This is a genomic window from Nocardioides pantholopis, from assembly GCF_003710085.1.
Taxonomy (GTDB): Bacteria; Actinomycetota; Actinomycetes; order Propionibacteriales; family Nocardioidaceae; genus Nocardioides; species Nocardioides pantholopis.
The window spans coordinates 343,535-368,915 of sequence record NZ_CP033324.1; the positions used below are offsets into that span (position 1 = coordinate 343,535).

Genomic DNA, 25,381 nt, shown 5'->3' on the forward strand with positions numbered 1-25,381 from the left:
CCCGGCTGAGCCGATGCGGCACAATTGGACAGCGTGATCCCCGAGGAGTCCCGGTTCGAGAGTGACCCCGACGAGCTGGTCCCGGAGGACCCGGGGCTGCCGGCGGGGTGGCAGGTCGCGAGCCCGGACCCCAGTGACCGCTTCGACGTCGCCCGGCTCACGCACCTGCTCCGCGCCCACGAGCGGCACGGCCGCGGCTGGGCCGGCGCGGGCGTCGACGACGTGCTCGTCGAGGTCTCCGAGGCCGGCCTGCGGACCCGCGAGAACGTCGTCGTGCGCGACGAGGCCGGCGAGATCCGGGCCTGGGGCAGCGTCCACGACCGCGCCGGCGGCCGGATGCTCTACATGCACGTGGTCGAGCGCGACCTGCCCGAGCGGGTCGCCGACGCGTGCTCCGACGTACTGCTGGAGTGGGCCGCCGGTCAGGCGCTGGCCGTGGGCACGGCCCGCGGCATCGCGGTGCAGCAGATCGACACCGGCGCCTTCGCCGACGACGAGCGCCAGCACCGCTGGCTCGCCGCGGCCGGCTTCGACCGGGTCCGCACCTGGTGGCAGATGACCCGGCCGGTCGCTCCCGAGGAGGCCGACCTGGTCGAGGACCCCGCCTCCTGGACCGGGCGTGGCGTGCGCTTCCGGCAGGTCCGCCAGGGCGCCGACGGGATGCCCGAGGTGGGCGACGTGCGCGCGGTGCACGACGTGCTCGAGGAGGCCTTCCGCGACCACTTCAACTCCCGCGAGGAGACCTTCGACGAGTTCGTGCACCGGCTCCAGGAGGACCCCGGGCACCGTTGGGACCACTGGTGGCTCGCCGAGCTGCTCGACGAGTCTGACCCCGACGGCCCCGGCGAGCCGGTCGGCGCCCTGGTCGGCACCGTCTCGGAGGGCTCCGGCGGTGCGCCGGACGGCTCCTACGTCTCCTACATCGGCGTGCGCGCCGCGGCCCGAGGCCGTGGCGTCGCCAAGGGGCTGCTGCGCACGATCGTGGCGGACGCCGCCCGGCGCGGCCGGGACCGGGTCGGGCTCGAGGTCGACGCCGACTCCTCCACCGGCGCCGACCAGCTCTACACCTCGCTCGGCTGGCGGACGAAGTACGTCACCGAGTCCTGGCACCGCGACGTGCCCGTGCCCGGCTGACACTTGCCTCGGTGGTCGATCCGGTCCCGCTGGTCGAGCCGTCCCGGTGGTCGAGCCGTGAAGGCGCCCTGGCGCCTGAGCGCGTCGAGACCACCTTCACCGGACAACGCGGTTGCGCGCCGCTGGGGTTGAGGGTCTTGGTTCCGCCCGCGGTCGCGTTGCCGTTGTCTTGGGCTGACGGTCCCGCCCTCCGTCGCAGAACTTCTTTCCACATTCCTTGACGTTCCTCTAGTCGTTCGAACATATGTTCGAGTATTATGTGCTATGGCCATCGACCCGAACCCCGCCCCGCTGGGGGAGTGCGACAGCCCCGCCGCGGTGCTGGCGTTCGTGCGGTCTCGCCGGGCTGTTGCGGACCAGGCTGAGGTCGAGTTGCTCGAAGGGGCGGTCGCCTGGGCCTCGATGCACTCGGTCGACTCTCTGGACGACGCGGCGTGCCTGCCGGGTGCGGAGGGTGAGGTAGCGATCGCAGGGCCGGGGGCTCCGCTGGTCACCGAGTTCGCACCGCTCGAGCTCGGCGCCGCGCTCGGCATGTCCTCGGACGCGGCCCGGGCGATGCTCGGCGAAGCCGTCGAACTCGCCCACCGGCTCCCGCGCACCTGGGCTGCGGTGCGGGCCGGGACGGTGCCTGCCTGGCGGGGCCGCAAGGTCGCGGCGAACACCCTGTCGCTGCCCGCCGAGGGTGCTGCCTACGTCGACACTCACGTCCACGCGGTGGCGGGGAAGATCGGGTACGCCGCCCTGGACCGGGTCATCGAGGAGGCCCGGGTCCGGTTCGACCCCGACGGCGCGGAAGAGAAGCGCCGCGCCGCGGCCGACCGGCGCCACTTCGACCTCGACACCGGACGCGTCTCCTTCGCAGGCACCGTGACCGTGGACGGCGAGCTCGACCTCGCCGACGCCCTCGACCTCGACTCCGCGGTCGCCCGCGGTGCCCGGGTCCTCGGCGAGCTCGGCTGCGCGGAGTCCCTCGACGTACGCCGCTCCCTGGCCGTCGGCGAGATCGCCCGCCGCCAGCTCGCCCTCGACCTGGACACCACCCCGACCGAGGTCGCGGGCCTGTCCAAGCGCTGCCGGCCCCGCCAGGTCGTCGTCCACGTCCACCTCAGCGCCGCCGCCCTCGGCAGCCCCAGCGACGGGGATCTGCACCTGGCCCGGGTCGAGAACACCCGCTCGTTCGTCTCCGCCGACCAGGTCAAGACCTGGTGCGCCAACCCCGACGCCCAGGTCATCGTCAAGCCGGTTCTCGACCTGGCAGACGTCGACCACACCACCGCCTACGAGGTCCCCGACCGGATGGCCGAGCGAGTCCAGCTCAACAACCCGACGTGCGTCTTCCCCTGGTGCACCCGCTCGGCCCGCCGAGCGGACAACGACCACGTCGTCCGGCACCGCCACGAACGCGAGGGACCACAGGGCGACGGCGAGGACTTCGGCGAGACCACCGACCCCAACCTCGCACCGCTGTGCCGGACCCACCACCGGGCCAAGACCCACACCAGCTGGTCCTACGCCAAGCTCGACGAGACCACGTTCCTGTGGCGAACCCCGAACGGCATCCACCTGCGCCGCGACCACACCGGCACCACCATCGTCGGCTGACCCTGGGTCTCGACACGCTCGCTGCGCTCGCCGCTCGACCACCGCACAGCGACACGCTCGCTGCGCTCGCCGCTCGACCCTCAGCCCCTCAGTCCTCGCGCAGCGACGCCCGCAGGGCGCGGTGCACGCCGGCGGGGGTGAGCACGCCGACGAAGCGAGCGCCGTCGCGGACTCCGACCATCGGCCGGTCGTCGCGCAGCATCAGGGCCAGCGCCTCCTCCAGGGTGGCACCGATCTCGACGGCGGCGGCCAGGTCCCCGGCGGCGACGCCGTCCAGCGGCTCGACCAGGCCCGGGTGGATCGTGGTCACGCTGAGCCGGCGCAGCCCGCGGGTGGCCCCGACGAAGCCGCTGACGAACTCGTCGGCCGGGCGGGCCAGGACCTCCGCCGGCGTGCCCACCTGGGCCAGCCGGCCGCCGACGGCGAAGACCGCGACCCGGTCGCCCATCCGCACCGCCTCGTCGATGTCGTGGGTGACGAACAGGACGGTCTTGCCGAGGTCGCGCTGGAGCCGGCGGAACTCGTCCTGCAGGCGCACCCGCACCACCGGGTCCACGGCGCCGAACGGCTCGTCCATCAGCAGCACCGGGGGATCGGCGGCCAGCGCGCGCGCCACGCCGACCCGCTGCCGCTGGCCGCCGGAGAGCTGGTGGGGATAGCGGTCGGCGTACGTCGCGGGGTCCAGGCCGACCAGGTCGAGCAGCTCCAGCGCGCGCCGCCGGGCGTCGGCCCGCGAGCTGCCCGACAGCAGCGGCACCGTCATCACGTTCGCGGCCACCCGCTGGTGCGGGAACAGCCCGACCTGCTGGATCACGTAGCCGATCCCGCGGCGCAGCCGCACCGGGTCCACCGCGGAGACGTCGCGCCCGTCGACCTCGATCCGGCCGCTGGTCGGCTCCACCAGCCGGTTCACCATCCGCAGCGTCGTCGACTTCCCGCAGCCCGACGGGCCCACCAGGCAGACCAGCTCGCCCTCGCCGACCTCGAGGTCGAGTTCCTGGACCGCCACCGTGCCGTCGGCGTAGGTCTTGTGCACGCCGGCGAGCCGGATCATCGGGGCGCCGCTGCGGGAGCCGGTAGCGTCCATGCCGTGACCCTACTGGCGGCGGCGTACCGGTGACGGCGGACGACGGGCCGAAGTGCTACAGCCGGTTCACCAACGAGTGGTTCTGCTGGCAGTACGTCGAGGACCGGCGCGAGGAGATCCTCGACGCGACCCTCGAGCACCTCGCGATCACTGTCGCCGCGGTCCTGCTCGGGCTGGCGCTGGCCTTCCCGCTCGCCCTGCTCGCCCGCCGCTACCGGCGCCTGCAGAGCACGGTGCTGGCGGTGAGCACCGGCATCTACACGATCCCGTCGCTGGCGCTCTTCCCACTGTTCCTGCCGTTCACCGGCCTCAGCGCGGCCACCGTCGTCCTGGGGCTGGCGCTCTACGCCCTGACGGTGCTGGTGCGGTCCATCCTCGACGGGCTGTCCTCGGTGCCCGCGGACGTGCGGGAGTCGGCGGTCGGGCTCGGGTACGGACCCGGCCGGCTGCTGCTGCGCGTCGAGCTGCCGCTCGCGGTGCCGGTGCTGATGGGCGGACTGCGGGTCGCGACGGTCTCGACGGTCGCGCTCACGACCGTCGGCGCGCTGGTCTCCTACGGCGGCCTCGGCAACCTGATCGCCCACGGTGTGGCCCGCGACTTCCGGGCCGAGCTGGTCACCGCCTCGGTGCTCTGCGTCCTGCTCGCGCTGCTCCTCGACGCCGTGGTCGTCCTCGCCCAGCGGCTGCTGACCCCCTGGACCCGGGGAGCGGGAGCATGAACGTCCTCGCGAACGCCTGGGAGTACCTGGTCGATCCGGCCAGCTGGTCGGGTGGCGGCGGCATGCTCGCGCTGCTGCTGGAGCAGCTGCTGCTGACGGTCACCGCCCTGGCCCTGGCCGCGGCGGTGGGCCTGCCGGTGGCGCTCGCGCTGGGGCACCTGGGCCGGGGCGGCTTCCTGGCCGTGAACATCTCCAACATCGGCCGCGCCGTGCCGACCTTCGCGCTGCTGGCCCTGCTGGTCACCGCGGACTGGCCCGGGACCGCCTCCTTCGGGCCGTACGGCCGCGCCGGGCTGGCGACGCTGCTGGCACTGATGCTCTTCGCGCTGCCGCCCCTGGTCACCGGTGCGTATGTAGCGGTTCGCGAGGTGCCCGAGGAGGTCCGGGAGGCGGCCCGCGGCATGGGCATGACCGGCCTGCAGGTCTTCGTCCGCGCCGAGCTCCCGCTGGCGCTGCCGCTGGTGCTCTCCGGAGTCCGGCTGGCCCTGGTCCAGGTCTGGGCGACCGCCACCATCGCGGCCCTGGTCGCCGGGCCCGGGCTGGGCCGGGTCATCACCGACGGGTTCGCCGCGAACGACTACGGCCAGGGCATCGCGGGCGCGGTGGTGGTCGCGGCGGTCGCGCTGACGCTGGAGCTCCTCGCCGCCGGCGCCCAGCGACTGGCGGCCCGGCGGTTGTCGGACCCGGCGCCTAGGGTGGACGCGCACGCCGGTTGAGGCACTGCAGCAGCGGGGGTCCTCCCCGCCGCACCGGACACGCGCGGGCCCGGCCCGCGGGACACAGAAGGTGAGAACCATGCAGGTACGACGCTCGCTGCTCTCGCTCGCCGCCGTCGGCGTGCTCACGATCGCCACCGGCTGCGCCGGGGACGACCTGTCCGACGACGAGGGCGACTCCGGGCCCTCCGCGGGGCCGGTCACGGTCGCCACCCAGGCCTTCGACGAGGCGCTGCTGGTCACCGCGATGTACCAGGCGGTGCTCGAGGACGCCGGCTACGACGTCACGGTCAAGGAGGTCGGCCGGCGCGACATCTACGTCGCCCAGATGCCCGACAGCGTCGACATCGCCCCGGAGTACGTCGGTGGCCTCGCGGACTTCGTCAACACCGAGGCGAACGGCCCGGACGCCGAGCCGATCACCACCGCCGAGGCCGACGCCACGATCGAGGCGGCCACCCCGCTGCTGGAGGCGAAGGGGCTCACCCTCCTCGAGCCGTCGCCGGCGACGTCGGCGAACGCCTACTTCGTCACCGAGGAGTTCTCCGAGACCGAGGGCGCCACCAGGATCTCCGACCTCGAGGGCAGCTCGGTGGTGCTGGCCGCGGCCGAGGACTGCCCGGGCCGCGCCGACTGCGAGGCCGGCCTGAGGCAGACCTACGGCATCGACGTGACCGAGGTGCTGCCGCTGGGCTTCCAGTCCCCGCAGACCTACCAGGCGGTGCTCGACGGCGAGGCGCAGGTCGGCCAGACCAGCACCCTCGACGTGACCCTGGCCGACCAGGGCCTGGTGATGCTCGAGGACGACCGGGGCATCCAGCCCGCGCAGAACCTCGTCCCGCTGGTCTCCTCGGACTTCCTGGCCGAGCACGAGGACGTCGCCGGGCCCCTCGAGGACCTGATGGCAGAGCTCGACAACGAGACGCTCGGCGAGCTGATCCTCCGGGTCAGCGTGGACCGCGAGAAGCCCGAGGACGTCGCGTCCGAGTTCGTCGCGGAGGCCGGGCTGACCTGAGCCGCGGCCCGGCCGGCGGGCCGGGCGTGCCAGACTGCGGGGGTCCGCACGGACCCGGACCAGACCAGCCCAGACCCGCCAGCCCAGGCCCGTCCAGCTCGGAGAACGACAGTTGGCCACGACCACGAGCCCGCGGGCTCCCCGGGCCACCGCGGTGCGCCCCCGCAGCCGGGTGCGCAGCGACATCCAGGGACTGCGCGCCGTCGCGGTCACGCTGGTCGTCGTCTACCACCTCCTGCCCGGATCGCTCACCGGCGGCTTCGTGGGGGTCGACGTCTTCCTGGTCGTCTCCGGCTTCCTGATCACCTCCCACCTGCTGACGGCGCCGCCCACGACGGGGCGCGAGCTGCTGGCCTTCTGGGCGCGGCGGATCCGCCGGCTGCTGCCCGCGTCGCTGCTGGTGCTCGGCGTCAGCCTGGTCGCGGCGTGGCTGTTCCTCCCCGAGACCCGGTGGGAGGCCACGGCGCGCGAGGTCTCGGCCGCGGCGACGTACGTCGTCAACTGGCGCCTCGCTGACAATGCCGTCGACTACCTGGCCGCCGCGCAGGCCGCCTCGCCCGTCCAGCACTTCTGGTCGCTCTCGGTCGAGGAGCAGTTCTACCTGGGCTGGCCGCTGCTGGTGCTGCTCCTCGCGGTCGCGGCGCGGGCCCTGCGGGCGCGCGGCACCGCGGCGGCGCGGGTGCAGCTGGCCGGCATCGCCGTGGTGGTGGCCGCCTCCTTCGCCTGGTCGGTGCACCTGACCGACGCCGACCCCGCGCGTGCCTACTTCGTGACCCCCACCCGGATCTGGGAGCTCGGCGCCGGCGGGCTGCTCGCGGCCGTGCTGGCGAGCCGGGCGCGGCCCGCGCCGGACCCCGGGACGTCGGCCCCGCTCGCCCGGGCCGTCGTGGCCTGGCTCGGCCTCGCGGTCGTGGTGGCCACCGCCGTCGGCTACGACGCCGCCACCCCGTTCCCCGGCTGGCACGCCGCGCTGCCGGTGCTGGCGACCGTGGCCGTGATCGCGGCCGACGCCGGGCCGGACCGGTGGTCGCCGGTGCGGTGGCTCGGCACCCGGCCGGTGCAGTGGCTCGGCGACGTCTCCTACTCGGTCTACCTGTGGCACTGGCCGCTGATCGTGATCGTCCCGGTCGCGGTCCCGGTGGCCCTGGCCGACGCGGGGCCGGTCGTCGAGATCGGCATCCTGGTGGCCACCCTGCTGCTGGCCGCGGCGACGAAGACCTGGGTCGAGGACCGGTTCCGGCGCGCCCCCGCCGGCGGCCGGCTCGCGCCGACGTACCTCACCGCGGCGGCGGGCATGGCAGTCGTGCTGCTCCTCTCCTCGCTGCTGGTCGGGCACGTCCAGGACCGGCAGGAGGAGGCCCGTGACCGGGTCGAGGCGGCGCTGGCGGGCGCGGACCCGTGCTTCGGCGCCGGGGCCCTGGTGCCGGGCCGCGAGTGCCCGCCCGCGCGGGGCGAGCCGGTGCCGGCGCCGGCACTGGCCCCCGACGACAAGGCCGACGCCTACGCCGACGTCTCCGGCGGGCGCAACTGCTGGTCCGCGCGGCCCCGCTTCCGGCAGGTGCGCTGCGTCTTCGGCGAGCCGGACGGCGACGTCGAGGTCGTCCTGGTCGGCAACTCCCACGCCGGCCAGTGGCTCCCCGCCCTGCAGGAGATCGCCGCCGACCGGGACTGGCGGATCAGCACCCGGCTGGCCTCGCGGTGCGCGATGTCGCAGGTGCGCCAGGCCCTGGACACGGTTGAGGAGACCGACGCCTGCGAGCAGTGGGTCGAGCGGACCTCGCGCCGGATCGCCCGCGAGCGCCCGGACCTGGTGGTGGTCTCCAACCGGATCTCCGCCCCCGCCGAGGGGCACTCCCTCGAGGCCAGCCGGGAGCCGTACGCCGCGGGGTACGAGCAGGTGCTGCGCCGCTGGAGCGAGGCCGGGGTCCCGGTCGTCGCCCTGCACGACACCCCCGCCCCCGGCGACGGGGCGGTGGAGTCCGCTCCAGAGTGCGTCGCCACCAACGCCGACGACCTCGACGCCTGCGCGGGACCCCGCCCGGACTGGGAGCCGGCGGACCCGGTGCGCGAGGCGGTGGAGGCGATGCAGACGGGGGGTGCGGCCTCGGTCAGGCTGGCCGACCTCAACGACCTGATCTGCCGCTCGGAGACCTGCGCGGCCGTGGTCGGGGGCGCGCTGGTCTACTCCGACGGCTCCCACCTGACCGCCACCTACGCCCGCACCCTGGCGCCGCACCTGGAGCGGCCGTTGCTCCGGGCCCTGCGGGGCTCGTGACCCGGCCCACGCGACCATGTGCGCACCCCCGGGGCGCGAGGACCCGGACGATAGAGTCCGGGCCGAAGGTCCGACGAAGCAGCGAGGAAGTACCAACGCAGTGAAGCAGCCCGTCCGGTTCTCGATCGTGGCCGCGGTCTACAACGTCTCCCGCTACCTCGAGGACTTCATCGCCTCCGTGGAGGCCCAGCGTGGGTTGCACTCGCAGCTGGAGGTGATCGCCGTCGACGACGGGTCCACCGACGACAGCCTGGAGCGGCTGCGCCGCTGGGAGCGCGAGAGCGACATCGCCATCCGGGTGCTGCACCAGCCCAACGGTGGCCAGTCCAGCGCCCGCAACCACGGCATCGAGCACGCGACCGGCGAGTGGGTGACCTTCCTCGACCCCGACGACCGGATGCAGCCGAAGTACCTGCGCTCGGTCGCGGACTTCCTGGACGAGCACCCCGAGGTCGACATGGTCGCGACCAACCGCTGGATGCTCGACGACGCCACGGGCGAGCTCACCAACAGCCACCCGCTGCGCTCGATGTTCCGCGACGGCAACGTGGTCCGCGACCTCACCGAGATGCCGGACTACTTCCACGGCAGCGCGCCGTCGGCGTTCGTCCGTCGCGACCGGCTCGAGCAGCTCGGGCTGCGCTTCGACCCCGAGGTCCGGCCGAACTTCGAGGACGGGCACTTCTGCAGCAGCTACCTGCTCGACCTCGACCACCCCCGGGTCGGGTTCGTGCGCACCGCCCACTACGTCTACCGCAAGCGCGCCGACGCCAGCTCGACGCTGCAGGGCAGCCTCGAGAACCCGGACCGCTACACGCAGGTGCTCGAGCACGGCTACCTCGACCTGCTCCGCCGAGGCGCCCAGCGGCACGGCCGGGCGCCGGGCTGGCTGCAGAGCTTCGTGCTCTACGAGCTGTCCTGGTACTTCAGCTCCCACGACGCCAAGCAGGGGCGCACGGCCGCCCGCGGCGAGGTCGCCGACCGGTTCCACGAGCTGCTCGCCCAGATCGTCGCGCTGCTCGACCCCGAGCTCGTCGCCGGGTTCTGGCGCCGCGGGATCCGCCGGGAGTGGCGCGCGGCGCTGCTGCACGCGTACGCCGACCAGCCCTGGCACGACGACCACGCGGTGATCACCGCCGTCGACCCGGCGCGCCGGCTCTACCGGGTCTCCTACCTGTTCACCGGCCCCGCCCCGCGCGAGCAGGCGTACGTCGGCGGCGCGGAGGTCGCGCTGACCCACGCCAAGACCCGCGACCTGGCCTCCCACGACCGGGTCCTGCTGCACGAGCGGCTGCTGTGGCTGCCGGCCTCGAAGTCGCTGCGCCTGCACGTCGACGGGCGGGCCATCCCGGTGCTGGAGTCCGAGCCGCCGGTGCCGGGCTCCACGCTCTATCCGCGCACCCCGCAGCGGCTGATCCGGGAGCGCACCGGGCAGCCCGAGCCCGGGCCCGCCCTCAGCACGGAGGACCAGCGGCTGGTCACCAAGGCGGCCTCGCGCCGGGTGCGCAAGGAGTTCGCCGACGCCTGGGTCCTCGTCGACCGCGTGCACGACGCCGACGACAGCGCCGAGCACCTGTTCCACCACCTGCGGGCCGAGCGACCGGACGTCAACGCGTTCTTCGTGCTCGAGGAGGGGACCGCCGACTGGCGGCGGCTCCGCCCGGAGCTCGGCAAGCGGCTGGTGGCGTTCGGCTCGGAGCGCTGGAAGCTGCTCATGCTCAACGCCGCCCACCTGATCTCCTCCCACGCCGACCGGGCCATCGTGGACACCCCCGGGGTGCCGCGGGTGCCCCGGACCTGGCGGTTCACGTTCCTCCAGCACGGCGTGATCAAGGACGACCTGTCGCCGTGGCTGAACACCAAGAACATCGACGTCTTCGTCACCAGCACGCACGCCGAGCACGAGTCGATCGTCGGGGACCACACCCGCTACAGCGTCACCACCAAGGAGACGGTGCTGACCGGGCTGCCCCGCTTCGACCGGCTCCTGGAGGCCGGCCGCGACGTGCCGGAGACCGGGCGCGACCTGGTCGTGCTGGCGCCGACCTGGCGCCGTTGGCTGGTGCCGCACCTCGACCCGGCCAGCCAGCGCCGCGACGACCTCGGCCCGGAGTTCTTCGAGTCCGAGTTCCTGCGCAGCTGGCTCGACCTGCTGGCCGACCCCGAGCTCGCGCAGGCCTGCGCGGACCGGGGCCTGACCCTGGCGTTCCTGCCGCACCCGAACCTCCAGCCGGCGCTGCCGCTGCTGGACCTGCCCGCGCACGTGCGGCCGCTGAGCTACGAGGGTGCGGACGTACGCCGGCTCGTGGCCCGCTCGGCGCTGCTGGTCACCGATTACTCCTCGATGGCCTTCAACGCCGGCTACATCGACCGGCAGGTCCTCTACTACCAGTTCGACGCCGAGCGGGCGCTGAGCGGTGACCACGTCGGCGCCGACGGCTACTTCGACTACGAGCGCGACGGCTTCGGCCCGGTCGCGCACACCCACGCGGACGCCGTGCGCGAGGCCTGCGCCGCGATCGCCGGCGGGCCGGTCCCGGCTGCGACGTACCTGGAGCGGAACCGGCGCACGTTCACGCTGCGCGACGGCGGCTGCTGCCGGCGGGTGACCGAGGCGATCGAGGTCGCGGGGCGCGAGACGCCCGTCGGCGCCGTCGTCGGCCCGCCGCGGTGAGGACCGCCGAGCCGCCGGTCGTCGCGAGCATGGGCAGCTGCATCACCCGCGACAACTTCAACACCCGGTTCAACCCCGACTACAAGCGCTACTTCAGCTGTGCGCTGCACCAGAACCAGTCCTCGCTGATCGCGCTGATGTCGCCGCCGGTCGACGTCGGCTGGGAGCCGATGCGGGAGCTGAGCGACTACGACCGGGCCAACATCGACGCCGAGCTGAGCCGCTCGTTCCTGCGGGAGGTCGTGGCGGTGCGCCCGGACTACCTGGTGCTGGACTTCTTCGCCGACATCCACTTCGGCTGCGTCGCGTTCGACGCCGGCCGCTGGCTGACCAACAACCGCTGGAACATCCACCACACCGACCTCTACCAGCGGCTGCGGGACGAGGACCGGCTCGCCAGGTTCGACATCGCGCACCACACCGACGACTACCTCGCGCTGTGGCAGGAGTCCCTGGACCGGTTCCTGGCCCTGGTCCGCGCCCAGCTGCCCGAGACCACTGTGGTGCTGCACCGCGGCCACAACACCAACCGGCTGCGGCTCCCGGACCGCGCCGAGACGGTCTCGCTGCGCAAGCACCGCAACCTGGCCCGCCTCGGCGTGGCCCGGGCCAACGAGCTGTGGCGCGAGCTCGACGACCGGGCCGCCCCGGCCTGCGACGCGGTGATCGACCTGACCGACCTGCCCACGGCGACGTACGACGACCACCCGTGGGGCCCGTTCTACGTGCACTACGAGCCGGCGTACTACCACCGCTTCCTGGCCGAGCTGGTCCGCATCGACCTGGACCGGCGCCTGGACGCCGACGCCCGCGAGCGGCTCGCCCTGGTCGAGACCGCGCGGACCGCGGACGCCGGCCGCCTGGCGGGCGAGGACGCGGCGACGATCGGGCGGCTGCGCGAGCGCACGCAACGGCTTCAGGACCGGGTGGCCGAGCTGGAGCAGGCCGCCGGCGGCCGGCGGCGCTGGCCGTTCAGCCGCTGAAGAACTCCGCGACCACCCGCTGCGCGGCGTGGCCGTCCTCGTGGCCGAGGAACCGCTCCCGGACCGCTGCCCGCAGCGGGGCGCACTCCCGCTCGAGCGCGCTCGGGTCCCGCAGCCGCTCCGCGGCCTGCGCGGTGGACTCGACGAGCGGGCCGGCCAGCGTCTCCTCGTAGGGGAGCAGCTGCGGGCGCAGCCGCAGGTACGCCTCCCGGTCCGGGCTCAGGAACACGGCCGGCCGACCGGTGAGGGCCCAGTCGAAGCGCAGGGCGGAGTAGTCCAGGACGGCGGCGTCCGCCGCGAGCAGCAGCCGGTCCACCCGCGGGTGGTCGGTCACGTCGACGACCGGGGTGCCCCGGGTCCGGGCCGCCGCGGCCTTGCGGTCCAGCGGGTGGGCCCGGAAGAGGACTGTGTAGCCGGGCCCGAGGTCCGCGGCGAGCCGGACCGGGTCGGCGCCGGGGAGCAGGCCCGCGGACGGCACCCGCGGCGACACCGCGTCGCGGTACGTCGGGGCGTGCAGCACCACTGTCGTCGCCGGGTCCACGCCGAGGCTGGCCAGCACCTCGGACCGGACCGCTGAGCGGTCCGCGCTCAGCAGCTGGTCGCAGCGGGGGCTGCCGAGCGCCAGGACCCGGCCGGGGTAGGAGAACTCGGCCCGGACCAGGTCGGCCGCCGCGTCGTCGGGCGCCAGCACGGTGTCCCAGAGCTCGGCGCGGCGGGCCACCTCGACGGCGATCCGCTCCTGCGACCACCGCAGCGCGTCCCACCAGGTCCGCCCGACCGCCTTGCCGGGGTGCCCGGAGAAGGTCTGCAGCACCCGCTGGCGGTCCCGCTTGACGACGTAGCCGTCCAGGTCCCCGTCGGTGCACAGGTACGCCGCGGAGCGCAGCACGTCGTACCAGGCGGGGGAGCCGACCACGACCGGCAGCGAGCCCTCGGGGACCGGGCTGCCGTGGTCGCGCACGGCCCAGTAGCGGACCAGGTCCGGCCGCGAGCGGGCCAGCTCGCGGTCGATGGCGAGCGGGTCGCCGTCGACCCGGGAGCCGCGGCCGCTGACCAGGAGGACCGAGCCGGCGGGCACGTCGGGGGAGCGGCCGGTCGCCGCCTGGTAGGCGCGGCGCAGCCGGGTCTGGCCGGCGGGGGTGGCGGCTCGGGCGTCCAGGGGCAGCGCGACCAGCAGGCCCAGCGCCCCCGATCGGCGCAGCCGCAGGTGCACGCGCAGGGTGCCGTCGAAGCGGTCGGCCGGCAGCGAGGAGCGCAGGTCGGGTGCCGGCTCCCCCTCCAGGTCCACCCCGTCGGCGGTGGTGGCGACCAGCGCGAAGCCGGCCCGGGGCAGTGCCGTGGGCGGGTTGCCGAAGCGCCTGACCCGCTCGGGGAAGGCCAGCCGGGTCCCGTCCGCGCCGGGCTCGACCCGGGTGACCGGGACCTCGAGGTCGGCGGAGACCAGGCGGGCCGTGCGGAGCTCGGCGGGCTCGAGCGCGGTCGGGTCCAGGTCGAGCAGGATCTCCCCGTCCGCGAGCGTCACGTCGCGGACCCGCAGCCGGCGCCCGTCGGCGAGCAGCTCCAGGCTCGCGTCCGGCGTGGACGCCCAGATCGGCCCGGAGGCGTCCGGGCCGGCGAGCTCGCCGGGCGGCGCGGCGACCGCGACCTCGTCGCCGTCGGGGCCCCGGACCACCAGCCGGGAGCGGGCGGGCAGGGCGGTGTCCGGGAGCGGGACGGCGAACCGCCCGTCGGGCTCGGTCCGGCCGGTCGTCCGCCGGTCCGGGCCGGCCTGCAGCGCCACCTCCGGGGTGGTGCCGGCGAGCTCGCCGGCCAGCACCAGCCGCCCGGTCAGGTCAGTGCCCGGGGGGTCGAGCTCGCGGGCGGCCGCCGGCACGGGGGAGACGACCAGGACCAGGCCCTCCTCGGCCAGCACCGGCGAGACCCGCAGCGGCGTTCCGTCGGGGCCGGCCACGATCCGGGCCCGCAGGTCGGTGGCCGCGGAGCCGTCGACGGTCTCGTGCAGGCCACCCTCGCGGACGATCCCGTCCTGGGCGACCCGCAGCCGCAGCGACCAGGAGGCCGCTGCGGTGCCGCCCGGCGCCGTCGAGGCGGCGACCAGCGCGTCGAGGTCGACCACCGCTGTGAACCCGGACTCGTCGTACTCGGCGTTGCGCTGCCGCACGACCGCGTTGACCGCCGGGTCGTGCACGGCACGTGCGTCCAGGGGCAGCGTGGCCCCGGTGGCGTCCTCGCGCAGCCAGGCCTCCAGGGCGACCTCGCGGCCGGCGCTGCCGACCCCGCGCACCACGGCGTGGCCGACCAGGCGCAGCCGGTCGGCGCCGGGGCCGCTCCAGTCGGCGTCGCGCAGGCCGGCGACCAGCTCGGTCTCGTGGTCGGCCAGCTGCCAGAGCCGCTCCGGCACCAGCGCGCGGTACGGCGCGTCGGGCGGCGGGTCGGCCAGCACCCGGCCGTCGACGACCCGGACCGGCGGCAGCCGGCCGTGGACGGAGAAGTGCTCGTCGGTCTCGACCAGGGCCTCCCAGGCGTGCTGCGCGCACAGCCAGGCCCGGACCTTCGCGTTGAACCGGACCGCCGCCAGCGCCGCGTCGCTGGCCCGGCCGAACATCGTCGCGCAGACCGCCGCCAGCAGGTTGCGGTACATGTCGCCGCCGGCGAGGGCGTGGTCGAGGAACGGCTGGAAGTCCACGTCGATGGTGCGGGCCACCCAGGCGTCGTACGTCGCCGGGGAGGCCTCCGCGAGCAGCAGCACCCGGGCCTCCTCCTTGACCGCCACCCGGTCCAGGAAGTTCTCCAGGTTCGCCTTCTGCTGGCCGGTCGAGGTGTTGTCCTCCCGGATCCGCCAGCGGTAGGTCACCCGGGCCAGCACGTCGAAGCGCTCGGCCCGGACGTAGGCCGCGAGCATCGGGACGTGGTCCTCGTAGGCGATGTGGCCGCGGAACGGCGGCACCCGGTCGCGCCAGAAGGCGGTCCGGAACATCCGGTTGCAGGCGATGATGTCCTGCATCGCGGCCGGGAACTCGTCGATGGTGACCCCGAGCCGGTCGCGGTCGTGGACGACCCGGCCCCACGACGTGCCGACCTCGCGCTGGTGGCTGAAGCGCATCGCGCCGCCGACGCAGAAGTCCGAGCCGGTGGCCCGCAGGGTCCGCAGCATGTGGGCGTAGGCGCCGCGGGGGACGACGTCGTCGGCGTCGCAGAAGGTGAGGAACTCGCCCCGGGCGAGCGCGACGGCCTCGTTGCGGGCGATGCCCTGGCCGGTGTTGTTCTGGGCGATCACCCGCAGCCGCGGGTCGCGCGCGGCGTACTCCTCCAGGATCGCCAGGGAGCCGTCGGTGGACCCGTCGTCGACCGCGACCACCTCGAGGTCGCGCAGGGTCTGGCCGAGCAGGCTGTCCAGGCACTCGGGCAGGTACGCCGCGACGTTGTAGACCGGCACCACGACGCTGAGGGCCGGGGCGGGTGCCGCGTCCTGCGGCGGGTCCGGGTCCGGGCCGGTGATCCGCCCCAGCGCCGTGCGCAGCCTCGAGGCACGGGTCACGGGGGTTCCTCCACTGGTCCGCCTGGCCCGGGTCGTCCCGGGACGGCCTGAATCCTATGCGGGCCGCTCCCGACCGCGCGCACGCCGCCACGACCGGCGCTGACTACAATCCCGAGGTCCGGCCGGGTTCCGGCGACGACTGTGCACGACGGCGAAGGGCAAGGATGATCCAGGGAAACCCGGCGGTCGCCCTCGGGCGGCGGTTGCGGCGGCTGGTCGGGCCCGGCGCCCGGCCCGTGACCGGGCTCGTCCCGCGCTCCGCCGCCGACCGCGTGCAGGACCTCGAGGACCGCAGCACCGCGATCGCCCTGGGCCCGCTCGCGCGCCGCACCGGCCGCCGCACCGACCCGGGCGTGGCGGTGCTCAGCGCCGCTGCGGACCACCCGCTCGTCGCCGCGGTGCGCGAGGTGTGGCCGCAGGCGCGGCTGACGGTCGTGGACCCCACCCGCGGCGAGGCCGAGACGCACGTCGCGCTGGCAGCCGCCGGCACCCTCGAGGCGATCTGGGACGTCGAGGCCGACGAGCGGCGCCCCGAGCGGGTCCGTGAGGTCTTCCCCCACCTCGCCGACGGCGGGGTGCTGGTCGTCCTCGACGCCGGGACCGACGCGGACGCCGGCTCGCCGGCGGTGGCCGGCGCCCAGGCCCTGGTCGACCTCGGCGCGACGCTGCTGCGCGCCGGGCTCGCCCCCGGCGCCGGCGTCCGCGCCGACGACGTCCGGCTGGCCGAGCTCGTCGACTCCGTCGCCGTGCGCGGCCGGCACCTGGTGCTGACCGCGCGCACCCGCGGACCGCAGCGGCTGGCGAAGCTGCGCGAGGAGGAGGTCGCCGACTACCTCGCGCGGACGGGGGAGCGCGCCGGGCGGGTGCTGCTGGAGCGGCCCGGATCGGTCGTGGACAGCCCGGCCCCGGTCCGCTTCTCGGAGTCCGAGGCGGCTCCGGCGTACCGCACCCACTTCGAGGCGCCGCCGCTCCAGCTGCGCGAGTACGCCGGCGCGACCTGCTCCACCGGTCAGGTCGCCACGCTGGACCGGGTGCTGCTGCCCGAGACCTACCGGCACAACTACCGCCCCCGGCTCGGCAACCGGTTCACCGTCGAGGTGGCCCCGCGGTTCGCCCGCGTGAAGAAGCCGACCCCGCCCGAGGACCTGCCGGGCAGCTGGTTCCACCTCGACTCGGAGTTCCGCGGCCACTTCGGGCACGCGATGACCGAGCAGATCTCCCGGCTGTGGGCGTGGCAGGAGGCCAAGGCGCGCTATCCGGACCTCAAGGCCCTGATGCTGGTCAACAAGGCCCGGACCACGATCGGCGAGTGGGAGTACCGCCTCTACGAGGCCGCCGGCGTCGCGCGCGAGGACCTGGTGCTCTTCGACCACCCGGTGCGTCCCGAGCGCCTGGTCGCCGCGACCCCGATGTTCTCCCAGCCCGCCTACGTCCACGACGGCATCCGCGAGGTCTACCGGCGCATCGGCGACGACCTGGCCGCCGACGCCCCCCGGCGGGACTACCCCGAGCGGATCTTCTGCAGCCGGCGGCACGAGAAGCGCTCGGCCACCAACACCACGCAGGTCGAGGAGTTCTTCGCCGCCCGCGGCTTCGAGATCGTCTATCCCGAGGACTTCCCGATGGCCGAGCAGGTGCAGATGTTCCGCTCCGCCACCGACCTGGCCGGCTTCGCCGGGAGCGCGATGTTCACGATGGCGTTCGTGCCCGAGCCGAAGCGGGTCATCCTGGTCTCCGCCGAGACCTACGTCGCTCAGAACGAGGCGATGATCGCCGCCGTGCAGGGCCACCAGGTCAACGTCGCCTGGTGCCGGCCGGAGTTCCGCCGCCCCGACGGGACCGAGATCGGCCGCAAGCTGCAGGCCCGGTTCACGTTCGACGACGCACGCGAGGGCGAGTTCCTGCGCCGCGTCCTCGACACGTGAGTCGGGTCCGAGGCGGGCTACGATCGCCTGCCGTCCCCCCGGAAGGAGATCCCTGGTGCGCGCCCGGCAACGAGTGACCGACACCCTCAGGAAGGTCGGCAGCGCGACGCCCCGAGGAATCCGCGGCCCGCTGGGGCGGGCCAGTCGGCGGTTCCGGTCGGAGTGGACCGGGCCCCGGGTCACGGTCGTGCTCGCGGTCAGCGACGCCGACACGACCCGGATCGGGCCCTGCCTGGACAGCCTGCGCGAGCAGCTGTACCGCAACCTCGAGATCCGGGTGCACCCCTGGGGTCCGTGCGCCGAGGTACGCCGACTGGCGCGCGAGCACGCCGACGCCGACTGGCGCGTCATCGTGGCCCGCGAGGACGCCACCGACGCCGCCGCTGCCCGCAACGCCGGGGCGCGCGCCGCGCGGGGCGGCTACCTGCTCTTCGTCGCCGGTGGCGACAACCTCCCGATCCGCGGCATCGGCCGGCTCGTGGACGCGCTGGAGACCTCCGGCTCGGACTTCGCCGTGGGTCGGATGCGGATGCCGATGGGGGTGCTGCCCCGCGTGGACTCGCCGTTCGCCGCCGCCCACCAGGTCCAGCTGCTCGGCACCGACCTGGCCACGACGCCGGTCGCCGTCACCGACCTCGGCCTGGGCAACCGGATGTTCCGCCGGACGCACTGGCGCGAGTCGGGCCTGCGCTTCACCGCGGACCGGGCCAGCGGCGTCGACGTGGCGCTGGCCTCCTACGCCCGGTCCCGCCGCTTCGACCTCCTCGCCGAGGACACCTACGTCCCGACCAACCGCCGCGACGGGGTCAGCGTCGGGTCGATGCCCGACGTGCTCGCCGAGCTCGACGACTGGCTGGCCGACCACGAGCAGACCTGGCGCGACCTGACCGAGCTGGACCTGCCCGCGGTGCGGGACTGGTGGCTGTGGGGCGTCCTGGACACGGCGATCCAGCCGTTCATCGACGACGTCGAGCGCGCCGACGACGACCAGTGGCGGCGCCTGCGCGAGCACGTCGAGCTGCTGCTGAAGACCGCGGGGGAGTCCGCCTGGACCTCGCTGCAGGCGCAGTCCCGGGTGAAGCTCTGGCTGCTGCGCCACGACCGGCGCGCCGAGCTGGAGGACTTCGTGGTGGCCCGGCTCTTCGAGCGCGGCAGCCAGCCGACCCTGGTCCTGGACGGGACGGTCGTGGCCGACCTGCCCTTCCGCGGCGACGCCGCCGTCGGGGTGCCCGACGAGTGCTACCTGATGACCGAGACCGAGACGCCACTGGTCGTGGACCTGCGCGGGGTGCGCTGGACCGCCCGGGACCGGCTCGAGCTGGACCTGCTCGCCTACGTCGACCACGTCGACCTCACCGAGCACCCGGAGGTCGCGGTGGCGCTGGTCGGGCCGCACGGCGCCCGGATTCCGCTGCCGGTGCGCCAGTACGTCGACCCCACCGCGAACCAGACCGCCGACGCGCGCGCCTACCAGGACTTCTCGCGCAGCGCGCTGGTCGCCGAGGTCGACGCCGCCCAGCTGGCCCGGGAGTCCGCGGCGGCGCTGCGCGGCCCTGCTGACGCCACGGTCCCGGTCGCCAGGTGGCGCCTGGACGTCGAGGTCCGCACGCTCGGGCTGACCCGCCGCGGCGGCGTGACCCGGCTCGACGACCGCGGCTCCGCCGGCATGGTGTGGTCGGGGCTGCTGGCCCCCCGCCTGCAGGGCGACCTGCGCGTCGGCCCGGCCGGCAGCGACGCCGCCGGCTTCGCCGTCGAGGTCCGCCCGGTGCCCGGCCCGCGCCTGGTCGAGGCCAGCGTCAGCGGCCGCCGGGTGCGCGGCGCGCTGCGCCACGCCGGCGACGACCTGCGCACGCTGCGGGTGCAGATGGGCAGCATCACCGGTCGGGCGCCGCTGACCCGCGACGGCGACCTGCTGCGCTTCGACCTCGAGGTGCCGCGGCCCTGGGCCGGCCGCACCCACGTGCGGTGGGAGCTCGTGGCGACCACCGAGGGCAACCGGCCGGTGCCGGTCGCGTGGACCGACGACGAGCCCTGGCTCGGCGTCGGCGCGGGCTCGGTCGTGCTCAGCCGCTCCGGCACCGGGGACGTCGACGTCCTGGAGGCCGAGGGCGCGCTGCTCCTCGACGACGTCACGCTCCAGCCCGGCCGGCTCGAGGTCGCCGGCCGCTGGCTCGGCACGCCGCCCCGGGACGCCCGGCTGGTGCTCGCCGGGATGGGCGCCCGCCAGGTGGCCGAGCTCGGGACGGCGGCCACCGGCGGTGCGGTGCGGACCGACGTACCCCTCACCTGGGACCAGTGGGGCCTCGGCGAGCGGCCACTGCCCCGGGGCCGCTACCTCTTCGAGCTCGACGGGACCCTGCCGCCGTCCGCGCGGGTGCTGGTGGGCGCCGGCCTCGTGGACCGGCTCCTGGACTTCACGGTGGCCCACGGGCACCGGTTCCGGCCGCTGCGCAACGGCACCGAGGCCGGGGTCCAGCTGCTGCCGGCCCTCACCGACGCCGAGCGTGGCCTCTACGCCCAGAGCACGCTGCAGCGCCGGGCCCGGGCCACCCAGCGGCCGGTCGACCCGGGGCTGGTCTACCTGCAGTCCTACTCGGGCGCCTCGGCCACCGACAGCCAGCTGGCGATCCACGCCGAGCTGCGCCGCCGGCACCCGGAGCTGCGGGTGCGGTGGGGGGTCGTCGACAGCTCCTCGTGGGTGCCCGAGGGTGCCGAGCCGGTGCTGATGCACTCGGCGGAGTGGTACGACGTGCTGACGACCGCCGGCCACCTGTGCCTGAACATCGACTTCGACCGCTGGTTCGCGAAGCGGCCCGAGCAGCGGGTCCTGCAGACCTTCCACGGGTATCCGGCGAAGTCGATGGGGATCCGGATGTGGGAGGCCAAGGGCTACACGCCGCGGCGGGTCGCGCTGGAGCTCGACCGCACCTCCCGCGACTGGGACCTGATCCTCACCCCGGCACCGGAGATGGACGAGTACTACCGCCGCGAGTACCGCTACGACGGCGCCATCCTCAGCTCCGGCTACCCCCGCGACGACGCGCTGGTCGGCCCGGACGCCGCGTCCCTGCGCGAGCAGGCGCGGGCCCGGCTCGGCATCGCCCCGGGGCAGAAGGCGGTCCTCTACGCGCCCACGTGGCGCGACGACCTCGCCACCACCTGGCGCAACGCGGAGCTGGTGGCCCACCTCGACGTCGAGACCGCCAGCAACCAGCTCGGCCCCGACTACGTGATGCTGATGCGCGGCCACCGCTTCCACCAGCGGCCCGAGCAGCGCGCCGCCGGCACCGCCCGGATGGTCGACGTCTCGGACTACCCCGAGATCAACGACCTGATCCTGGCCTCGGACGCCGCGATCCTCGACTACTCCTCGCTGCGCTTCGACTTCGCGCTGACCCGGCGGCCGATGATCTTCCTGGTGCCCGACCTCGCGACGTACACCGGCGGGGTGCGCGGCTTCCTCTACCCCTTCGAGGACTCCGCCCCCGGGCCGCTGGTCGACACCGCCGACGAGGTCATCGACCGGCTGCGCCGGCTGCCCCAGCTGGAGCGCGAGTACGCCGCGGCGCAGGAGGAGTTCCACAGCACCTACAACTACCTCCAGGACGGCCACAGCGCCCAGCGGGTGGTCGAGGCGTTCTGGGGCTGAGGCCCCGGGCCGTGCGGGCGGTCAGCCCCGCGGGCCCTCGTCGTCGTACGCCGTCTCGTGCATGGCGGCGGCGAGGGGGTCCTCGCGGCGCAGGTCGATGACGTGACCGGTGCCGCCGGCGAGCAGCGTGTCCAGCGAGGCGCGGGCGACCACGGAGGACTCCAGCAGCGAGCCCGCGGGCTCCTCGCCGAACGCCTTGGTCCGCATCGGGGTGCCGGTGCGCTCGGGGTTGATGCAGTTGACCCGGACCCGGTCACCGGCCCACTCGTCGGCGAGCGCCTGGGTGAGGTTGACGGTGGCGGCCTTCGCCGAGGAGTAGAGGCTGTAGCCGCTGCGCCCGCGGGTGTAGGAGCTCGACGTGAACAGCAGCAGGCTGCCGCGGGTCGCCTTGAGCAGCGGGAAGAACTCCTGGGCGATCAGGATCGGGGCGATGTAGTTGATCTCGGTCGCTGCCCAGATGGTCTCGTCGCTGGTCTCCAGCAGGCTGCCCCGGGGCAGCACCCCGGCGGTGTTGACGACGAAGTCGACCCGGCCGTGGGCGTCCATCACCTCGCGGGCGGCCTTCGCGAGGTCCTCGCGGCGCTGCACGTGGGTGCCGGTGGTGGACCGGCTGAAGGTGACGACGGTGGCGCCGTACTCCTCGCCGAGCTTCGCGATGTCGGCGCCGATGCCGTAGCTGCCGCCGAAGACGACCATGACCTTGCCGGCCAGCGCCTCGCGGTACGCCTCGGGCTCGCGGGTGGGCGGCAGGTCGGTCTGGGTCAGCTGGAAGAGCTTGTCGGCGAGGTAGAGGTCGATCGGCTCGGTGACCTTCATGTTCCGCTCGTCGCCCGGCACGACCCAGATCGGGACGTCGGGGCGGTAGCGCAGCACGACCGTGCAGTCGTCGGTGGCCTCGAAGTTCGGGTCCTGCGCCGCAGTGGCGTAGGCGTCCTTGAGCACCGAGGCGCGGAAGCCCTGCGGGGTCTGGCCGCGGCGCAGCGACGCCCGGGGCGGGATGTCGCGGATCGTGTTCTCGGGGCCGACCTCGATGATCGTGTCGGCGGACGGGATCGCGACGTCGACGGCCGCGTAGGTCTGCAGCGCCGCGAAGCAGTCGCTGATGATCCGGGGGCTCAGCAGCGGGCGGACCGCGTCGTGCAGCAGCACGTTGCAGTCGTCCTCGCCCAGCGCGTCCAGCGCCCGGCGGGTCGTCTCGTTGCGGGTCTCGGCACCCTCGAGGATCGCGGTGACCTTCTCGTAGCCGCCGTTGCGGACCATCGCCCGGACCGGGTCGAGGTGCCCCGGCGCCATCAGCACCAGCACCTCGTCGACGTCCGGGTGGGCGTCGAGGATGGCCAGGGTGTGCTCCATGATCGGGCGCCCGGCGATCTTGACCAGCTGCTTCGGCACGTCGAGCCCGACCCGTACGCCGACCCCTCCTGCGAGCAGCACGGCCACGTTCTTTCTCGGACCCGACACCTTCGATGACCCCTCGTTCTCTCGCCTGCGAGTGAGCAGGCAGTTTGGCACACGGCAGCCCGAGCCGGATCCGGCGCCTCGGCTAGCATGCCGCCGTGCCACCGACCGCGAGCTCCGAGCCGGCGACCGACGGATCGGCGGAGGACCTGCGCCGACTGGTGACCGCCGAGGTAGCGGTGCTGCGGCCCCGCGGCGTGCAGGACCCCGAGCTCGCGGAGCGGATCGTCACCGGCCTGGTCGAGAGCCCCGGGGCGCGCAGCGGCGCGGTCGCCGGCACTCTGGACGCCGAGCGGGCCGGCGAGCTGGGCATCGCGCTGCTGGAGTCGGCAGTCACGGCCGTCGGCGGGCTCGAGGCGCCGCCCGAGGAGGCCGCCGACCCCGCCCGCACCCGGACCCGGGAGCTGCTGGCCCGGCTCGCGGTCCTCGAGGGCGAGCTGGCGCAGCGCCGGGCGGACCCGCAGGCGGTCGCGAACCAGTCGGTCCGCGCCCTGCTGCGTCGTGCACTGAGCGGTCGAGCACAGGGGCGCCGGAGGTGAGCGCGCTCCCGGACGGGACCGTGCTGCTGCACATCGGCCCGCACAAGACCGGCACCACAGCTGTGCAGATGGCCTTCCACGAGAACCGGCCCGCGCTCGCCGCCCAGGGCGTCGAGTACGCCGGGGCGTCGACGCAGCCGATGGTCGAGGCGATGGCTGTCGCCTCTGGCCAGTCCTTCGCCGTCGAGCACGCCGACTCCGGGATGCGTCGCTGGCGCGAGCTGGTCGACGAGGTGCACGCCAGCCCGGCGCGGGTGGTGGTGCTGAGCAGCGAGTTCTTCTCGGAGGCCTCCCCGGAGCGGGTCCGTCGGATCCTCGACGACCTCGGCCCCGAGCGCACCCACGTGGTCGTCACGCTGCGTCCGGTCTTCCGGATCCTCGCCAGCCAGTGGCAGCAGTACATGCAGAACCGGCCGCTGCTGGGCTACGACGACGCCTTGGACTACGCCGGGTGGCTGGACCGGGTGCTGAACTCCCCGGAGAACCCGGGCGTGACGCCGTCGTTCTGGAAGCGGCACCGCCACGACCGCCTGGTGCAGACCTGGGCGGAGGCGATCGGCGCCGACCGGGTGACCGCGATCGTCGTCGACGAGTCCGACCGCCGGATGCTGCTGCGCGCGTTCGAGGACCTGACCGGCCTCGCCGACGGCACCCTCGTCGCCGAGGCGGCCGCCGAGAACCGGTCGCTGACCCTGGCCGAGGTCTCGATGCTGCGTGCCTTCAACCGGCGCTTCCTCGAGCACGGGTGGAGCGCCGCCGACTACACCCGCTACCTGCGCTTCGGCGCGATCCGGTTCCTGCTGGAGCGGGTGCCGGACCCGGCCGAGGAGCGGCTGCTGACGCCGCAGTGGGCAGTGGACCGGGCCGCCGAGCTCGGAGCCGAGATGGCCGGCGGGATCCGCGCCAGCGGGGTCCGCGTCGTGGGCGACCTGGACCGGCTCGGCGACCCGACCCTGGCCCGCGGCGTCGGCGACAACACCGCCGACGTGCCGGTGCCGCAGGAGGTCTGGACCCGGTTCCTGGCCGGGCTGCTGGTCGCGGTGGTGCGCACCCCCGGCGTGCCGCCGCCGCCCACCCGCACCCCCGGGCCGCTGGAGGTCCGGGTCCGCGAGGAGCGCGGCATGCGGGCCTGGGGGTCCGACCCCGAGGCACTGCGCCGGCGGGTCGCGGAGCTGACCGCGCAGGTCGAGCGCGCCCGGCGCGTCGACGAGGTCTCCCGCCCGGCGCTGCTGGCCGAGGTGGCCCGCCGGATCGCTGCCCGGGCGGTACGCCGCGCGCCGCGGCTCAGGCGTACCCGAAGGTCCTGAAGTCCTCGGCGTAGAACTCGCGCAGCCGGTCCTCGAGGGCCGCCGAGACCGGGACCGCGGAGCTGGAGATGCCCCGCTTGCTGCTGTCCAGCGCGTGCGGCACCTCGGTGCGCAGCCCGAGCCGGTGCCGCTCGTTGAGGTCGGCGACGATCGCGTCCATGCCGTCCTCGAGCCGGAACACCGCCGCGCCCGGGGTCAGGAACTCGTGCTGGGGGCGCAGGTGGTTGTCGAGCACGTAGGGGTCCTCGGCGTACCGGGCGAAGAACCGGTCGGCCCACTCCTCGACCTGCTCGGGCGTCGGGTCGGTCACGCTGGTGTGCCGCATCGCCCACTCCGAGCGGAACCGGGCGATCGGGTCCCGGCTGATCAGGAACGCCAGCTCGAACCGGTCCAGCCGGAACAGCTCGCGCAGCAGCGCGGCGTGCTGGTGCTGCGGGGAGACCCGGCGCAGCGGGAAGATCCGCGGATGGGTCCGGTTGGTCTCGCGTCCCACCATCCGCCACCCGGAGGCCGTAAACAGCCTCTCCATGGTGGACCCGCCCGTCTTGGGGACGTGCACGAAGAGGACGGCGCGCTCGGTCTCGTCGTGGAGCATGACTGGCACGGGTGGTGGGCTCGCTCTCGTCTCACGGGCGGACGCGGCAGACCCTACCGTCGCGCGACCGGCGTCCTGCAGTCAGCCACGGGGCCGGGGCCGCGCCCGGCGGGGCCGCCCTGCACCGCGGGCGGACCGGGTCCGGTAACTTGCGAGGCTGTTCCC

The 25,381-nt window shown here is 74.6% G+C and carries 16 protein-coding genes; 12 read left to right on the forward strand and 4 right to left on the reverse strand.

Going from position 1 to position 25,381, the window contains the following annotated elements:
* Positions 1–33 precede the first annotated feature (33 nt).
* A complete protein-coding gene (locus EBO35_RS01605) occupies positions 34–1,134 on the forward strand; it encodes a GNAT family N-acetyltransferase (protein WP_206422635.1) in 1,101 nt (366 codons plus the stop codon).
* A gap of 264 nt (positions 1,135–1,398) precedes the next feature.
* Positions 1,399–2,736, forward strand: coding sequence for an HNH endonuclease (locus tag EBO35_RS01610; RefSeq protein ID WP_122816176.1), 1,338 nt, complete (start codon positions 1,399–1,401; stop codon positions 2,734–2,736).
* Between the two features lie 88 nt (positions 2,737–2,824).
* On the opposite strand, the gene EBO35_RS01615 is transcribed toward EBO35_RS01610, so the two are convergent.
* Positions 2,825–3,823 carry an ABC transporter ATP-binding protein gene (locus EBO35_RS01615; RefSeq protein WP_241153807.1) on the reverse strand — a complete coding sequence of 333 codons (999 nt, stop codon included), beginning with the start codon at positions 3,821–3,823 and terminating at the stop codon, positions 2,825–2,827.
* Between the two features lie 29 nt (positions 3,824–3,852).
* Between EBO35_RS01615 and EBO35_RS01620 the strand changes: the two genes are divergently transcribed.
* The 6 genes from EBO35_RS01620 (at position 3,853) to EBO35_RS01645 (ending at position 12,205) form a co-directional block, all read left to right on the forward strand.
* The gene (locus EBO35_RS01620; protein WP_122816177.1) at positions 3,853–4,542 is read left to right on the forward strand and encodes an ABC transporter permease; all 690 of its coding nucleotides are present in this window, start codon (positions 3,853–3,855) and stop codon (positions 4,540–4,542) included.
* Positions 4,539–5,258, forward strand: a complete 720-nt coding sequence (locus EBO35_RS01625; protein ID WP_122816178.1) for an ABC transporter permease — start codon at positions 4,539–4,541, stop codon at positions 5,256–5,258. Before EBO35_RS01620 ends, EBO35_RS01625 begins: the two co-directional genes overlap by 4 nt.
* 79 nt (positions 5,259–5,337) lie before the next feature.
* Entirely contained in the window at positions 5,338–6,273 is a 936-nt protein-coding gene (locus EBO35_RS01630) for an ABC transporter substrate-binding protein (protein ID WP_122816179.1), read from the forward strand.
* A 112-nt stretch (positions 6,274–6,385) separates the two neighbouring features.
* Positions 6,386–8,548 carry an acyltransferase family protein gene (locus EBO35_RS01635; RefSeq protein WP_122816180.1) on the forward strand — a complete coding sequence of 721 codons (2,163 nt, stop codon included), beginning with the start codon at positions 6,386–6,388 and terminating at the stop codon, positions 8,546–8,548.
* Positions 8,549–8,648: 100 nt separating this feature from the next.
* Positions 8,649–11,222 (forward strand): bifunctional glycosyltransferase/CDP-glycerol:glycerophosphate glycerophosphotransferase, encoded by a 2,574-nt coding sequence (locus EBO35_RS01640; protein ID WP_206422636.1) that lies wholly within the window; start codon positions 8,649–8,651, stop codon positions 11,220–11,222.
* On the forward strand, positions 11,219–12,205 hold the full coding sequence (locus EBO35_RS01645; RefSeq protein WP_122816182.1) for a DUF6270 domain-containing protein: 987 nt from the start codon (positions 11,219–11,221) through the stop codon (positions 12,203–12,205). Before EBO35_RS01640 ends, EBO35_RS01645 begins: the two co-directional genes overlap by 4 nt.
* Here EBO35_RS01645 and EBO35_RS01650 read toward each other — a convergent pair.
* Positions 12,195–15,743 (reverse strand): CDP-glycerol glycerophosphotransferase family protein, encoded by a 3,549-nt coding sequence (locus EBO35_RS01650; protein ID WP_122816183.1) that lies wholly within the window; start codon positions 15,741–15,743, stop codon positions 12,195–12,197. The genes EBO35_RS01645 and EBO35_RS01650 overlap by 11 nt on opposite strands.
* A 164-nt stretch (positions 15,744–15,907) precedes the next feature.
* On the opposite strand from EBO35_RS01650, the gene EBO35_RS01655 reads away from it, so the two are divergent.
* Both EBO35_RS01655 and EBO35_RS01660 read left to right on the forward strand, forming a co-directional pair.
* On the forward strand, positions 15,908–17,668 hold the full coding sequence (locus EBO35_RS01655; RefSeq protein WP_164477758.1) for a glycosyltransferase 61 family protein: 1,761 nt from the start codon (positions 15,908–15,910) through the stop codon (positions 17,666–17,668).
* Between the two features lie 55 nt (positions 17,669–17,723).
* Positions 17,724–21,317, forward strand: coding sequence for a bifunctional glycosyltransferase/CDP-glycerol:glycerophosphate glycerophosphotransferase (locus EBO35_RS01660; RefSeq protein WP_122816185.1), 3,594 nt, complete (start codon positions 17,724–17,726; stop codon positions 21,315–21,317).
* Between the two features lie 21 nt (positions 21,318–21,338).
* On the opposite strand, the gene EBO35_RS01665 is transcribed toward EBO35_RS01660, so the two are convergent.
* A complete protein-coding gene (locus tag EBO35_RS01665) occupies positions 21,339–22,751 on the reverse strand; it encodes a bifunctional cytidylyltransferase/SDR family oxidoreductase (protein ID WP_122819207.1) in 1,413 nt (470 codons plus the stop codon).
* A 122-nt stretch (positions 22,752–22,873) separates the two neighbouring features.
* Here EBO35_RS01665 and EBO35_RS01670 point away from each other — a divergent pair, with 122 nt between their 5' ends.
* Together EBO35_RS01670 and EBO35_RS01675 are read left to right on the forward strand one after the other, a co-directional pair.
* Positions 22,874–23,314 carry a hypothetical protein gene (locus EBO35_RS01670; protein ID WP_122816186.1) on the forward strand — a complete coding sequence of 147 codons (441 nt, stop codon included), beginning with the start codon at positions 22,874–22,876 and terminating at the stop codon, positions 23,312–23,314.
* Positions 23,311–24,621 (forward strand): hypothetical protein, encoded by a 1,311-nt coding sequence (locus EBO35_RS01675; protein ID WP_122816187.1) that lies wholly within the window; start codon positions 23,311–23,313, stop codon positions 24,619–24,621. Before EBO35_RS01670 ends, EBO35_RS01675 begins: the two co-directional genes overlap by 4 nt.
* On the opposite strand, the gene EBO35_RS01680 is transcribed toward EBO35_RS01675, so the two are convergent.
* Positions 24,599–25,216: a sulfotransferase family 2 domain-containing protein gene (locus EBO35_RS01680; RefSeq protein ID WP_122816188.1), complete on the reverse strand. Its 618-nt coding sequence runs from the start codon at positions 25,214–25,216 to the stop codon at positions 24,599–24,601. The genes EBO35_RS01675 and EBO35_RS01680 overlap by 23 nt on opposite strands.
* Positions 25,217–25,381: the final 165 nt, after the last annotated feature.

Bases quoted from the DNA above. Each gene is read 5' to 3' on its own strand.
- EBO35_RS01610 (WP_122816176.1), top strand. From the start codon at position 1,399: ATGGCCATCGACCCGAACCCCGCCCCGCTGGGGGAGTGCGACAGCCCC.
- EBO35_RS01615 (WP_241153807.1), bottom strand. From the start codon at position 3,823: ATGGACGCTACCGGCTCCCGCAGCGGCGCCCCGATGATCCGGCTCGCC.
- EBO35_RS01630 (WP_122816179.1), top strand. From the start codon at position 5,338: ATGCAGGTACGACGCTCGCTGCTCTCGCTCGCCGCCGTCGGCGTGCTC.
- EBO35_RS01625 (WP_122816178.1), top strand. From the start codon at position 4,539: ATGAACGTCCTCGCGAACGCCTGGGAGTACCTGGTCGATCCGGCCAGC.
- EBO35_RS01655 (WP_164477758.1), top strand. From the start codon at position 15,908: ATGATCCAGGGAAACCCGGCGGTCGCCCTCGGGCGGCGGTTGCGGCGG.
- EBO35_RS01680 (WP_122816188.1), bottom strand. From the start codon at position 25,216: ATGCTCCACGACGAGACCGAGCGCGCCGTCCTCTTCGTGCACGTCCCC.